The organism is Stenotrophomonas sp. IS26 (assembly GCF_054188265.1).
The window spans coordinates 139,499-151,785 of record NZ_JBSZJV010000001.1; the positions used below are offsets into that span (position 1 = coordinate 139,499).

12 protein-coding genes are annotated in these 12,287 nt (G+C 67.3%); 7 read left to right on the forward strand and 5 right to left on the reverse strand.

Features of this window, described 5'->3' with window-relative positions; genetic code table 11:
* Positions 1-22: 22 nt before the first annotated feature.
* Together ACW6W5_RS00555 and ACW6W5_RS00560 are read left to right on the forward strand one after the other, a co-directional pair.
* Entirely contained in the window at positions 23-1,039 is a 1,017-nt protein-coding gene (locus ACW6W5_RS00555; RefSeq protein WP_152152136.1) for a hypothetical protein, read from the forward strand.
* A 51-nt stretch (positions 1,040-1,090) separates the two neighbouring features.
* Positions 1,091-1,888 (forward strand): TatD family hydrolase, encoded by a 798-nt coding sequence (locus tag ACW6W5_RS00560; protein WP_121040826.1) that lies wholly within the window; start codon positions 1,091-1,093, stop codon positions 1,886-1,888.
* A gap of 80 nt (positions 1,889-1,968) precedes the next feature.
* On the opposite strand, the gene ACW6W5_RS00565 is transcribed toward ACW6W5_RS00560, so the two are convergent.
* From ACW6W5_RS00565 to ACW6W5_RS00580, 4 genes are read right to left on the reverse strand one after another with little or no spacing between them, the layout of a single operon-like run.
* Positions 1,969-2,865 carry an NAD-dependent epimerase/dehydratase family protein gene (locus ACW6W5_RS00565; RefSeq protein ID WP_152152138.1) on the reverse strand — a complete coding sequence of 299 codons (897 nt, stop codon included), beginning with the start codon at positions 2,863-2,865 and terminating at the stop codon, positions 1,969-1,971.
* Between the two features lie 5 nt (positions 2,866-2,870).
* Positions 2,871-3,809 (reverse strand): 2-dehydropantoate 2-reductase, encoded by a 939-nt coding sequence (gene panE / locus ACW6W5_RS00570; RefSeq protein WP_152152140.1) that lies wholly within the window; start codon positions 3,807-3,809, stop codon positions 2,871-2,873.
* Complete coding sequence (locus ACW6W5_RS00575; protein ID WP_123729863.1) at positions 3,809-4,609, reverse strand: ABC transporter permease; 801 nt, start codon at positions 4,607-4,609, stop codon at positions 3,809-3,811. Before ACW6W5_RS00575 ends, panE begins: the two co-directional genes overlap by 1 nt.
* Positions 4,606-5,565, reverse strand: a complete 960-nt coding sequence (locus ACW6W5_RS00580) for an ABC transporter ATP-binding protein (RefSeq protein ID WP_121040818.1) — start codon at positions 5,563-5,565, stop codon at positions 4,606-4,608. The genes ACW6W5_RS00575 and ACW6W5_RS00580 overlap by 4 nt, the downstream gene beginning before the upstream one ends.
* 104 nt (positions 5,566-5,669) lie before the next feature.
* On the opposite strand from ACW6W5_RS00580, the gene ACW6W5_RS00585 reads away from it, so the two are divergent.
* From ACW6W5_RS00585 to ACW6W5_RS00605, 5 genes are all read left to right on the forward strand, one after another.
* Entirely contained in the window at positions 5,670-6,419 is a 750-nt protein-coding gene (locus ACW6W5_RS00585) for a ferredoxin--NADP reductase (protein WP_121040816.1), read from the forward strand.
* Positions 6,420-6,515: 96 nt separating this feature from the next.
* Positions 6,516-7,685 carry a GGDEF domain-containing protein gene (locus ACW6W5_RS00590; protein ID WP_152152142.1) on the forward strand — a complete coding sequence of 390 codons (1,170 nt, stop codon included), beginning with the start codon at positions 6,516-6,518 and terminating at the stop codon, positions 7,683-7,685.
* Positions 7,686-7,816: 131 nt separating this feature from the next.
* Positions 7,817-9,325 (forward strand): alpha/beta hydrolase, encoded by a 1,509-nt coding sequence (locus ACW6W5_RS00595; RefSeq protein WP_152152144.1) that lies wholly within the window; start codon positions 7,817-7,819, stop codon positions 9,323-9,325.
* A 34-nt stretch (positions 9,326-9,359) separates the two neighbouring features.
* The gene (locus ACW6W5_RS00600) at positions 9,360-10,106 is read left to right on the forward strand and encodes an ABC transporter ATP-binding protein (protein ID WP_152152146.1); all 747 of its coding nucleotides are present in this window, start codon (positions 9,360-9,362) and stop codon (positions 10,104-10,106) included.
* Positions 10,103-11,287, forward strand: coding sequence for an ABC transporter permease (locus ACW6W5_RS00605; RefSeq protein ID WP_121040808.1), 1,185 nt, complete (start codon positions 10,103-10,105; stop codon positions 11,285-11,287). Before ACW6W5_RS00600 ends, ACW6W5_RS00605 begins: the two co-directional genes overlap by 4 nt.
* A gap of 120 nt (positions 11,288-11,407) precedes the next feature.
* Here ACW6W5_RS00605 and ACW6W5_RS00610 read toward each other — a convergent pair whose 3' ends face one another.
* Positions 11,408-12,103, reverse strand: a complete 696-nt coding sequence (locus ACW6W5_RS00610; protein WP_121040806.1) for a transposase — start codon at positions 12,101-12,103, stop codon at positions 11,408-11,410.
* Positions 12,104-12,287: the final 184 nt, after the last annotated feature.

Sequence of the window (12,287 nt, forward strand, 5' to 3'; positions counted from 1 at the left end):
GTCGCGCTTGGCTCCCCTGTTGTTGTCGCTCCTTCTCATCTTTCCGTTGGCGACGGTCGGCGCTGCCAGCCCCACCGCGGTACCTGCCGAAGACCTGGGCGAGGGATTGCACATGCCCTACGACGGCCACCCGCTGGCGATGCTGCTGCGCCCTACGCTGGATGCCCGCTACCTGCCTGCCGGGTTGGACAGCGAGGCGGCGATCCGGCGCGCAGTGGCCGATGGCACGTTGCGCGAGCCGCTCTACCCCAGCCTGCAGCTGGCCAACGATCGCGCCTTTGTCTGGCTCTCGCAGTTCGGCCGCAGCACATTGGGCATGCACAGCAACACGCTGGTGCGCTGCGCCGGCACCACGGGCTTTCGCCTGCTGCTCGGCAGCGAAGACTGCGCCGACGCCCAAGCGCCCAGCCTGCACTTCGAGGGCCCGACCGACACCGAGCTGGTATGCCGCGAATGCGCGGGGGTGGGGATTCCCGAGCGCTGGCAGCGCCAGGCACCTGGCGCGCAATGCGCGCTGCCACACTGGAACCTAGACGCGGCGCGCCTGCAGTACCGCGCGTGGCTGAAGCGTTTCGACCACGACCTGCAGCCGTTCCTGCACGGCGCCAGCGAGGCGCTCTGGAAGGGGCAAGGCCTGTCGCTTCGGACAAGCGTGGTGCCGCGCTCGCGTGCCACCGCGACCTTGTTCGCCATGAGCACCGCCCCCGAGGCCGTCAGCGCATCGATCGGCATGGAGGACGCTGAGCTCCATGGCGACCTGCTGCCGCGTCTGCTGGCCCTGTTGAAGACCGCCGAGGTGGCGGGCCGGGGCGGTACCTACCCGGAACCGCTGCCGGCGTATTCTGCGTTGTGCGCGGAAGTCTGGTATCTGCGCAATCCCACAGGTGGCATGGTCGATGCCAGCCTGGTACCAGGCGACATCCTCGAACGCGATGGGTACCCGTTCATCACCGTGATGCGCGACGGCGACCGGATCGTGCTGACTGGTCTGTCGCGTGAACTGGTGCAACGGCTGCTCACCGGGCCTGATCCGGAGTGAGCTTGGACGGGGGCAGCTACAATGTGCGGGTTACCTGCCTCGTAGCTCCCCATGCAACTGATCGATATCGGCGCCAACCTCACCCACGATTCCTTTGATCGCGACCGCGACGCCGTGCTGGCGCGTGCGCGCGAGGCGGGGGTGGTGCAGATGGTGATCACCGGCGCCAGCCGCGAGCATTCGCCGATGGCGCTGGATCTGGCCCGCCAGCATCCGGGGTTCCTGTACGCGACCGCTGGCGTGCACCCGCACCATGCGGTGGAATACACCGACGAATGCGACGCGGAAATGCGCGCGCTGCACGCCCATGCCGAGGTGGTGGCGGTAGGTGAGTGCGGGCTGGATTACTTCCGAGATTTCTCGCCGCGCCCGGCGCAGCACCGTGCCTTCGAGCGCCAACTGCAGCTCGCCGCCGAGAACGGCAAGCCGCTGTTCCTGCACCAGCGCGACGCGCATGCCGATTTCATGGCGCAGATGAAGAATTTCGACGGCAAGCTCGGCCCGGCGGTGGTGCATTGCTTCACCGGCGAGCGCCAGGAACTGTTCGACTACCTGGACCAGGACTGGTACATCGGTATCACCGGCTGGTTGTGCGATGAGCGCCGCGGCGCCCATCTGCGTGAGCTGGTCAAGCACATCCCGGCCAACCGCCTGATGATCGAGACCGACGCACCGTACCTGCTGCCGCGCACGCTCAAGCCGCTGCCAAAGGACCGTCGCAACGAGCCGATGTTCCTGTCGCACATCGTTGAAGAGCTGGCCCGCGATCGTGGGGAAGACGTGGCGACCACGGCCGCCAATGCGACGGCGGCTACGCGCGCGTTCTTCCGCTTGCCTGGCGCGGCCTGAGAGGGTAGGTACCGACCGTGGGTCGGTACGCGTGTCGGGCTGCGCATTGGTGCACCGCACCCACGACCAACGGTTGTGGGCTACCGTAGCGCGGGGCGTCCGTCGCCGTGGGCCCACGCGTCGTCCAGCCCTTCGCGGTAGGTCGTGAAGCGTGGCTGCCACTGCAATGCGGCGCGCGTGACGCGGCCATCGATGCGCTTGTTGCTGGTGTAGAAGCGGCGCAGTGAGGCGGCCACCTCGGGTGCGTCCCACGCCTGCACGACGGGCAGCGGCAGCCCACTCAGCGCCGCCGCGTAGGCCACCACGTCCTGCGGCGGCGCCGGTTCGTCATCGCTGAGCAGATGGAGCGCATGGCCTTCGGCCTGCTGCATTGCCGCCAGCACCGCGCTGGCCAGATCCTCCACATGCAGCCGGTTGAATACCAGCCCCGGCCGCACGACATGCCTCGCCTTGCCCTGCGCCAGCTGGACCAGTGCATTGCGCCCGCGCCCGTACAGGCCCGGCAGCCGGAACACCGCCGAGGCGATGCCGCGGGCCTGCGCGACGGCCTGCCACTGCTGTTCCGCGTGCAGGCGTTTCAAGGCGGTCTCATCGGTCGCATCGGCGGTGGATGTCTCGTTGACCCAGCCGCCAGCGCGGTCGGCATACACCGCAGTCGAGGAGAGATAGCCGACCCAGCGCAGGGCAGGGCTGTCACTCAGCGCATCAGTGAGCAGGCGCAAGGCCGGGTCGCCCTCCGCATCGGGTGGCACGGCGCAGACGATGGCCTCGGCCGTGCGGATTGCCTCGCACAGGCCCGCGCTGATCGGTTCGCCTGCCACCAGACGGTGGCGGAGCAGCCCATCCTCCGGCGCACTCGCCGGATCACGCACCGTGCCACTGCAGGCCACGCCATGCGCGTGCAGCAGCGCGGCCAGATGCCGGCCGCTGTAGCCCAGGCCCAGCACCAGCACGCGGGCGGGCAGCGCGGTAGGCATCGTGCTCAGGCGCTGCGCAGCTGCTGGTAGGCCTGCAGGTGCGCATAGGCCACCGCCAGCAGCGGCGCGGCCTGCCCGGCTGCGCGTGCACGCACCAGCATGTCGCCGACGATGTGCTCAGCCTCCACCTGCTGGCCGGCCTCCAGATCGCGCAGCATCGAGGCCTTCAAGGCAGAGTCGGCCTGGGTGGTCGCGGTCAGCGCGATCCCGCGTGCCTTGGCCGGGATCGGCTCGCCAGCCGCCTCGGCAACGGCCACGCATTCGTCGTAAAGGCCGCGCACGATCGCCGCACCGTCATCGGTGGCGACGATCGTGCCGACATCGGCGCGCATCAGGCACGTCGCCGCCGCCAGCGTGGTCAGGAAGGTGTACTTGATCCACTGCTCCTGCCCGATGGCATCGCTGGCGACGTGGTCCACGCCCGCCTGTACGCAGGCCGCCGCCAGCGCCAGCACGCGCGCGCTGCTGCCGGTGCCGTCGCGCTCGCCAAAGGTCAGCTTGGCCGCCGGTGCCAGATGCACCACCGCGCCATCGGCGGCCTTGGTCGCGCTGATGAAGCACAGCCCACCGAGCACCGCATCGCGGCCGAAGCGGGCGTCGAGATCGGCGTAATGGCGCAGCCCGTTGAGGATCGGCAGCACCGTGGTGCGCGGCCCGACCGCCGGGGCGATCGCATCGATCGAACTGGCCAGGTCGTAGGCCTTGCAGCTCAGGATCACCAGGTCGAACGGTTCAGCGCTCGCCAACGCGGGCAGCGCCTCGGCGGTGACGTGCTGGACCGGGAACGCCGCATCGCCCAGCGGGCTGCGCAGCACCAGCCCTGCCGCGTCCAGCTGCGCCGCCCGGGCCGGGCGCACCAGGAAGGTCACGTCCACGCCGGCCTGGGCCAGGCGACCACCGAAGTAACCACCGGTCCCACCGGCGCCGAGAATCAGGATGCGCATCAGCTGCGCATCCCCACACCACGCTTCAGCAGCCACAGCGCCAGCGCGGTCAATGCGACCACGAAGCCGATCATCAGCGCGTAGGCCACCCACAGCGGCACGTCGCTGGTGCCCAGCAGGCCGTAGCGGAATGCGTTGACCATGTAGAAGATCGGGTTGGCATGCGTGGCCGCCTCGGCCCACGTCGGCAGCAGCTTGACCGAATAGAACACGCCGCCCAGGTAGGTCAGCGGGGTCAGGATGAAGGTCGGCACGATCGCCACGTCATCGAACTTCTTGGCGTACACCGCGTTGATGAACCCGGCCAGCGAGAAGATCGTCGCGCCCAGCAGCACCGTGGTCAGCGTCACCAGCGGATGCGGGATGCGCACCGGGGTGAAGAACATGGCGATGATCAGCACGATCACGCCGACCATCATGCCGCGCAGCACAGCACCGGACACATAACCCCACAGGATCACCCAGTTCGGCATCGGGCTGACCAGCAGCTCTTCCACGTGGCGGCCGAACTTGGCGCCGAAGAACGAGGAGCTGATGTTGCCGTAGCTGTTCTGGATCACGCTCATCATCACCAGGCCCGGCACGATGAACTGCATGTAGCTGTAGCCGCCCATCTCGCCCACGCGCGAGCCGATCAGCCCGCCGAAGATCAGGAAGTACAGGGTCATGGTGATCGCCGGCGGCACCAGGGTCTGGCCCCAGATGCGCAGGATGCGCGCCACTTCACGGCGCACGATGGTCATCAGGGCGATGCGGTTGCGCTGGCCGTCGGTCAGGACCGGGGTCGGGGTGCTGCTCATGCCACGTTCTCCTGGTTGCCGGTGAGGCGCACGAACAGCTCCTCCAGGCGGTTGCTCTTGGTCCGCATCGAACGCACCCGGATGCCGGCGGCGTTCAAGGCGTCAAACACCCGGTTGAGGTCCATCGCGCGCGGCATGTCCACATCCAGCGTGTGGCTGTCGGTGGCGATCAGGATCGCGCCGTCGATCTCCGGCAGCTGGGCTGGCAGGCTGCCGTCGATGTCGAACAGGAAGCCTTCCACGTCCAGCTTGGCCAGCAGTTCGCGCATCGGGCCCTGGGTGACGATCTGGCCATGGTTGATGATGGCCAGGTTCCGGCACAGGTGCTCGGCTTCTTCCAGGTAGTGCGTGGTGAGGATGATCGTGGTGCCGGCGGCATTGATCTCCTTGAGCACGCGCCACATGTCGCGGCGGATCTCGATGTCCACGCCGGCGGTCGGCTCATCCAGGATCAGCAGGCGTGGGCGGGTCATCATCGCGCGGGCGATCATCAGCCGGCGCTTCATGCCGCCGGACAGGGTGCGGCTCATCACCTGCGCCTTCTCCCACAGGTGGGCGCGCTTGAGCTCTTCCTCGGCCATCTTCTCGGCCTCGGCACGCGCCACGCCATAGAAGCCGGCGTAGTTGACCAGGATGTCGAAGGGCTTTTCAAACAGGTTGAAGTTGATCTCCTGGGGGACCAGGCCGATCAGGCGCATGGTGGCGCTGCGGTTGCGCACCAGGTCGCTGCCGAATACCTCGACCTGGCCTTCGCTGAGGTTCACCAGCGAGCTGATGATGCCGATCAGGGTCGACTTGCCGGCGCCGTTGGGGCCCAGCAGGGCGAAGAAGTCGCCCGGGGCCACGTCCAGGGAGACGCCCTTCAGCGCCTGGGTGCCGTTGTCATAGGTTTTGCGGAGGTCACGCACCCGCAGGGCGGGCGCGGCGGTGGGCGCGGGAGTGTTCTGGGAAGCCAAGCTCTTGCCTTCGCGCCTAAGGGCTGGCGCTGGATAGGGGCGGGGAGCGGCTATTATAGAAGACCCCGAGGGCTCGCCCCGGCTACACACTGTCCCGAAACGTCGTGCCTGCCCAATTCCCCCTCAAACTGGTCGACCGGCGCATGCTGGCGCCCACCATCGGCCATTACCAGTTCCTGCGTGATGACGGCCAGCCGCTGGATTTCCAGCCCGGCCAGTTCATCCAGGTCCATTTCGAGTACGCCGACGGCACTGCCACCAAGCGCAGTTACTCGCTGGCGACCATTCATGATCATGCGCTCGGCGCGGGCGATGCGGTCGATATCGCGGTCAGTTTCGTCCCCGGCGGCGCCGCCACGGCCCTGTTCGAGGGCCTGGACATCGGGGGTCACGTCAGCGCCAGCGGCCCGTTCGGCCGGTTCTGCCTGCAGCCGGGCGACCACAACGCCCGCTACCTGCTGATCGCCACCGGAACCGGGGTCACCCCGTACCGGTCGATGCTGCCGCTGCTGGCGACCGCCATGGCCGAGCGCGGGGTCGAGGTGGTCCTGCTACAGGGCGCCAGAACGCCGGCCGAACTGCTGTACAGCGAGGACTTCTATGCCTTCGCGGCTGCCCATCCGGGCTTCCGCTACGTGCCGTGCCTGTCCCGCGAGCTGCCGGAGAACCCCCATCCGGACGTGCGCCACGGCTACGTGCAGCAGCATCTGGCCGAATTCGCCCCGAACCCGGCCACCGATATCGCCTATCTGTGCGGCAACCCGGACATGGTCGATGCGACGTTCGAGGTTCTGAAGGCTGCCGGCCTGCCCACGCCGCAGGTGCGGCGCGAGAAGTACGTCAGCAGTAAGTAGTCCCCGGCAGCCGTGCCTCAGGGCAGGGCCGCCAGCGGCATCGGCGCGCGGCGGGCGGTAAGATGCGCCGCGCGCCGCTTCCGCCTGGCTGACCCGATGCCCCTGGATTTCCCCACCATCGCCGTGCTCGGCTTCCTGCTGTGCCTGGGCATCGCCATGGGCTTTTCACTGCTGCTGCTGGTACTGCGGCGGCAACCGGCACTGCGGCTGTGGACGGCCAGCCTGTGGATGCTCTCGGTCAGCCTGACGCTGGTGGCGCTGCGGCCCCATCTGCCGCAGGTTGCGGGCATCCTCGTCGGCAATGTCGCCGTCGCGCTGTCCGGTGTCCTCATGCTGTATGGCGTGGCGCGCCATCTGGGCCGCCGGCTGCCCGGGTGGCAGCCGCTGGCATTGGCCACCACGTATCTCGGCGCCATCGCCTTTTTCCTGGTGGTCCATCCCAGCCTGGTCATCCGGCTGAATGTGTTCAGTGTATTCGCGGTGCTGCTCAACGCCTGGATGGCGTGGTTGCTGCTGCGCCACGCGCCGCCTGCCCAGCGCACCAGCTGCCGGCTGGCAGCGGCGGTGTTCGCCGCGCAGGCCCTGTTGTACCTGGTACGCCTGTTCCTGCCGGTGGCGCCGGATGCGGGCGAGGACATCATGCGCGCCGGTTCGCCGGTATTCGCCACGTATCTGGCCGGCCTGATTCTGGAGCTGGCGCGTTGTTTCGCCCTGGTGCTGCTGCTGGTGGAACGGATGCTGGTCGATCTGCAGCGGCTGGCGCGCACCGACGTATTGACCGGCCTGCTCAACCGCGGTGCCGTGCTCGCTGATGGCGCGAACCTGTTGCAGGTGGTGCGCCGCACGCCGCGACCGCTGGCCCTGCTGCTGCTGGACGTGGACCACTTCAAGCAGATCAACGACCGCTGGGGGCATCTGGCCGGCGATGCGGTGCTACGGCATGTGGCCGACGTGCTGGCCGGCTGCGTGGCCGACCGCGAGCACCTGCTCGGGCGCTATGGCGGTGAGGAGTTTGTTGTGGTGTTGCCCGGAGCCGATGCCGCGCAGGCACTGCAGTGTGCGGATCGGATCCGGCGTTCGCTGCGCGAATCACCGGCCCGCGTGGAGAGCCTGCTGGTGCCGGTCACGGCCAGCATCGGCCTCGCCATCGATGCGGGCCGTGACGACATCGCACGCCTGCTCGGCGACGCCGATACCGCGTTGTACCGTGCCAAAGCCGAGGGCCGCGACCGCACCATCAGCGCAGCGGCGATCCTGGTGGACTGACGCCGCTCGGCGGGTCCACAGGAAGATCTTCGTGCACCGGGCGCAACGGCGGCCTCAACGCGTGTAGTCACATCCGCGCCGCCCGGTCGTCATGGCATGCTGAGACCCTTCACTCCAGGACGAGATCGACCATGCGACTTCCCTGCCGTCCCCTGGCCAGCGCAGCAGTCCTGCTGCTGGCTGCCTGCCAGGCTGCCCCGGAGGCGACGCCCAAGGCGGCGGAGCGCCTCTACGGGACGCTCGCATTCCAGCCCTGCACCCTGACCAGCGCACAGGCCAGCGCGAATGTCGAAGCCCAATGCACCACGCTGCAGGTGCCGGAGAACCCGGCGGCACCGGACGGTCGCAGGATCGGCTTGAACATCGCCTGGCTGGGCGCCGGCAACGATGGCGCGGGCAACGGCGACCCCGTCTTCTTCGTCGCCGGTGGCCCGGGCCAGGCCGCGACGGAGGTTGCCGCACCGGTCAACATGGCACTGCGCGACGTGCGCAAGCAGCGCGACATCTTCCTGATCGATCAGCGCGGTACCGGCAAGTCCAATCCGCTGAGCTGCCTGGACGCACAGGGCAAGGAACTGCCGCTGGACGAGAATGCGGCGCCGAGCAGCACGCTGATCGAGGACTACGCCCGCCAGTGCGCGCAGTCGCTGACCGGCCGCGCCGACACCCGCTTCTACACCACCACCGAGGCCGTTGGTGATCTGGATGCGGTGCGCAAGGCGCTGGGCGTGGACAAGGTCAACCTGGTCGGTGGCTCCTACGGCACCCGCGTGGCACAGCAGTACGCCGCGCGCTACCCGCAGCACACCCGCACGGTGGTGATCGACGGTGTGGTGCCGAACGATCTGGTGGTTGGCGGTGACTTCGCCAACACCTTCGAAGATGCGATCAGCCTGCAGTCGGCGCAGTGCCGCCAGGATCCGATCTGCGCCAAGCGCTTCCCGGTGGATACCCGCACGCAGCTGCGCAACGTCATGGCGACCCTGGCCAAGGCCCCGGTCGAGGTCGAGTACCGCAACCCGGGCACCGGTCAGGCAGAGCATGGCGTACTGACCGCCGACTCGGTCACCGCCCTGGCCTTCATGTTCTCGTACATGCCCGAGCTGTCCTCGCTGCTGCCGGTCATGCTGGATGAAGCTGCCCAAGGACGATATGCACCGCTGATGTCGCTGAGCAAGATGGCCAGCCGCACCCTCGGCGTGCAGATGAACCGAGGCATGCAGTGGTCGGTGCTGTGCGCCGAAGATGCCGATCGCTATCAGGAAGGCGCGCAGGGCGACCGCGTGCTGGGCCCGGAAGTGGCGCGCATGTTCTTCGCCGCGTGCCCGGCCTGGAACGCGGGCACGCGACCGAAGGATTTCACCGCGCCGTTCGCCTCGACGCTGCCGGTGCTGCTGCTGTCGGGCCAGTTCGATCCGGTCACACCGCCGCGCTACGCCGAGCAGGTGGTCAAGCAGCTGCCCAACGGGCGTCACCTGCTCGCCAAGGGGCAGGGCCACGGCACGATCAACGCCGGCTGCATGCCGCGCATCCTAGGGCAGTTCATCGACACGGCCGACGCCAAATCCCTCGACGCCACCTGCCTGGATACCCTCAGCCCGGTGCCGGCGTTCACCTCGTTCAACGGATGGGCCCCATGAACCGTTCCTCGTACCGCACCGGGGAGGTGCGCGCATGATCGTCGCCGAGAATCTGCATAAAGCGTTCAAGACCAAGACCGGCCTGATCCAGGCCGTCCAGAACGTGGGCTTCCAGGCCGATGATGGCCGCATCACCGGCCTGCTCGGCCCCAATGGTGCCGGCAAGACCACCACCATGCGCATGCTGTACACGTTGATGAAGCCCGATCAGGGACGCGTGCTGGTGGATGGCATCGACGCGGCGGTGGACCCGGTCGCGGTGCGTCGTCAGTTGGCGGTCCTGCCGGACGCGCGCGGGGTGTACAAGCGCCTGACCGCGCGCGAGAACATCGCCTACTTCGGCCAGCTGCACGGCCTGAGCGCGGCGCGGATCCGTGAGCGCACCAAGGTGTTGGCCATGGCGCTGGAGATGGACGACATCCTCGACCGCCAGACCGAAGGCTTCTCGCAGGGCCAGCGCACCAAGACCGCGATCGCCCGCGCGCTGGTGCACGACCCGCGCAACGTAATCCTGGATGAGCCCACCAACGGGCTCGACGTGATGACCACGCGCGCGCTGCGCGGGTTCCTGCGGGGACTGCGCGACGAAGGCCGCTGCGTGATCTTCTCCAGCCACATCATGCAGGAGGTGGCTGCGCTGTGCGACCACGTGGTGATCATCGCGCAGGGCACGGTGATGGCGGCCGGCAGCGCCGATGAGCTGCGCGCACAGACCGGGGAAAGCAACCTGGAAGATGCCTTCGTCAAGGCGATCGGTACCGAAGAAGGATTGCACGCATGAGTTCGTTCGCCACGCTGTTGACCGTGATGCGCAAGGAACTGCGCGATCTCTCCCGTGACCGCCGCACGCTCGCGCTGACGCTGCTGCTGGGGCCGTTGCTGTACCCGGTATTGATCCTGGGCATGAGCAAGCTGGCCGAAAGCCGGGTGAAGACGCAGATCGAGCAGCCGCTGGAAATTCCGATGATCGGCGGCGAGCATGCCCCCAATCTGGTGCGTTTCCTGGCGTCGCAGGGTCTGAATGCGACCGAGGCACCGAAAGACCTCACCGAGGCGATCCGCAGCCAGCGGATCGATGTGGCGCTGCGCATCAGCCCGGACTTCGGCAAGGACTGGGCCGACGGCCGCCCGGCGCTGGTGGAGATCATCAAGGACAGTACGCGCCGCGCCGCCGATATTCCCAGCAGTCGCCTGGAGGCGGCACTGGGCGGCTACAGCCAGCAGGTCGGTGCGCTGCGCCTGCTGGCCCGCGGTATCGATGCACAGGTGGCGCGACCGCTGGACGTCGCCGCACAGGATCTGGCCACCGCCGAAGCCAAGCGCGGCATGATGCTGTCAGTGCTGTTGCCGATCCTGCTGACCATCACCTCGTTCCTGGGCGGCGCCTACCTGGTGATGGACACCACGGCCGGCGAACGTGAGCGGCAATCGCTGGAGCCGCTGCTCGCCACCCCCGCACCGCGCAGTGCGATCGTCAGCGGCAAGATCGCTGCGGCCTGCGCTGTCGGTGTGGCATCGCTGTTGCTGACCCTGGCGGCCTTCAAGATCAGCGCGCAGCTTTCCTCGGGCGGGGTAGGCCGGCAGCTCAACATGGGCTTCCTGCCGATGCTGCAGATGCTGCTGATCATGTTGCCGATGCTGTTCATCGGCACCTCGCTGCTGACCTTCCTCTCGGCGGCCGCCAAGAGCATGAAAGAAGCCCAGAGCCACATGACCTGGCTGATGCTGCTGCCGATGCTGCCGGGGTATGCGCTGATGGTGTACCCGATCAAGAGTGAGCTGTGGCAGTTCGCGGTGCCGTTCCTGGCGCAGAACCAGATGCTGCTCAAGATCATCCGCCACGAAGCGATCAGCCCGCAGATGTGGGCGGTCTACCTCGGCGCGGGCTTCGGGCTGGCGGCCCTGTTCTGGTATGCCGCGGTGCGCCGCTACCACCAGGAACGGTTGGCGATTTCGGGTTGATCCACGAAGGGCTCCGAAAGGGGCCCTTCTTCTCAACGGGGACGGAGGTAATTAATAACAGGGACGGAGGTAGTTAATTCGGGGGCGTCAGGTGGTACCAGGACGCTGACCGATAGTCTGCTAGTCGCCCGTCTCCTTGACCGGTCTTCCCGCAAGCCTGCAGACCACGGACCTCTGCAATGCCCGTCCCACCATGTCTTGGAAGCGCGGGCTGCCCAACGCGCGCTCCTGCGCGACGTAGATCACGATCCGCTCTCGTTCGTCTGGTTGAATGCTGGCCCGCAGCCATTCGCTGTATGCATTCGCACGCGCTTCCGGCGTCGGGCCCAGGAGGGTGTAACAGGGATGTGGTGTCAGCATCGGGTTGTGCTCAAGGCCGAGGTACACCCGAACGCTGGACCATCGATATTCCTCTGGAAACGCCACCATCGCGGCCCGTACCGGATTCAGCTCGATGTATCGATGCACCATCAACAGGTAACCATCGGAATCCACCAGGCAGGATTTGAACCGGCCCTCCAGCAACGTACCGCTCCGCACATGTCGCTTGTTGAAGTACTGCACATAGTTCTGCCCACACTGCCGCATGGCGGGGGCCAGCCCCTCCACTGTAGACGGTGTGATCAGAAGATGGACGTGATTGCCCATCAGCACGAACGCGTGAATGGCAACCGCCTGCTTGCGGCAGGCATTGCGCAACAGGCGCAGGTAGTGACGCCGGTCTTCATCGTCGATGAACAGTGCAGCGCGATTGACCCCACGTTGTATGACGTGAAGCGGAATGCCGGGGAGAACCAAGCGAGCGGAACGGGGCATGGTCGGCAACGTTGATGGCGAACCGTTACCTTGCAGACCCACGCAGGAAAAAGAGCTAGGCCTGTGGTGCACGCAGCCGTAAGAGAAGCGCGCTTAACTACCTCCGCTTAACTACCTCCGTCCCTGTTATTAACTACCCCCGTCCCCGTTAAAAAAAAGGCCCGGATCGCTCCGGGCCTTTCGT

Excerpts from the sequence above, each read along its gene's own strand:
- ACW6W5_RS00595 (WP_152152144.1), top strand. The coding sequence starts at position 7,817 with ATGCGACTTCCCTGCCGTCCCCTGGCCAGCGCAGCAGTCCTGCTGCTG.
- ACW6W5_RS00610 (WP_121040806.1), bottom strand. The coding sequence starts at position 12,103 with ATGCCCCGTTCCGCTCGCTTGGTTCTCCCCGGCATTCCGCTTCACGTC.
- ACW6W5_RS00605 (WP_121040808.1), top strand. The coding sequence starts at position 10,103 with ATGAGTTCGTTCGCCACGCTGTTGACCGTGATGCGCAAGGAACTGCGC.
- ACW6W5_RS00565 (WP_152152138.1), bottom strand. The coding sequence starts at position 2,865 with ATGCCTACCGCGCTGCCCGCCCGCGTGCTGGTGCTGGGCCTGGGCTAC.
- ACW6W5_RS00600 (WP_152152146.1), top strand. The coding sequence starts at position 9,360 with ATGATCGTCGCCGAGAATCTGCATAAAGCGTTCAAGACCAAGACCGGC.
- panE (WP_152152140.1), bottom strand. The coding sequence starts at position 3,809 with ATGCGCATCCTGATTCTCGGCGCCGGTGGGACCGGTGGTTACTTCGGT.
- ACW6W5_RS00575 (WP_123729863.1), bottom strand. The coding sequence starts at position 4,609 with ATGAGCAGCACCCCGACCCCGGTCCTGACCGACGGCCAGCGCAACCGC.
- ACW6W5_RS00590 (WP_152152142.1), top strand. The coding sequence starts at position 6,516 with ATGCCCCTGGATTTCCCCACCATCGCCGTGCTCGGCTTCCTGCTGTGC.
- ACW6W5_RS00560 (WP_121040826.1), top strand. The coding sequence starts at position 1,091 with ATGCAACTGATCGATATCGGCGCCAACCTCACCCACGATTCCTTTGAT.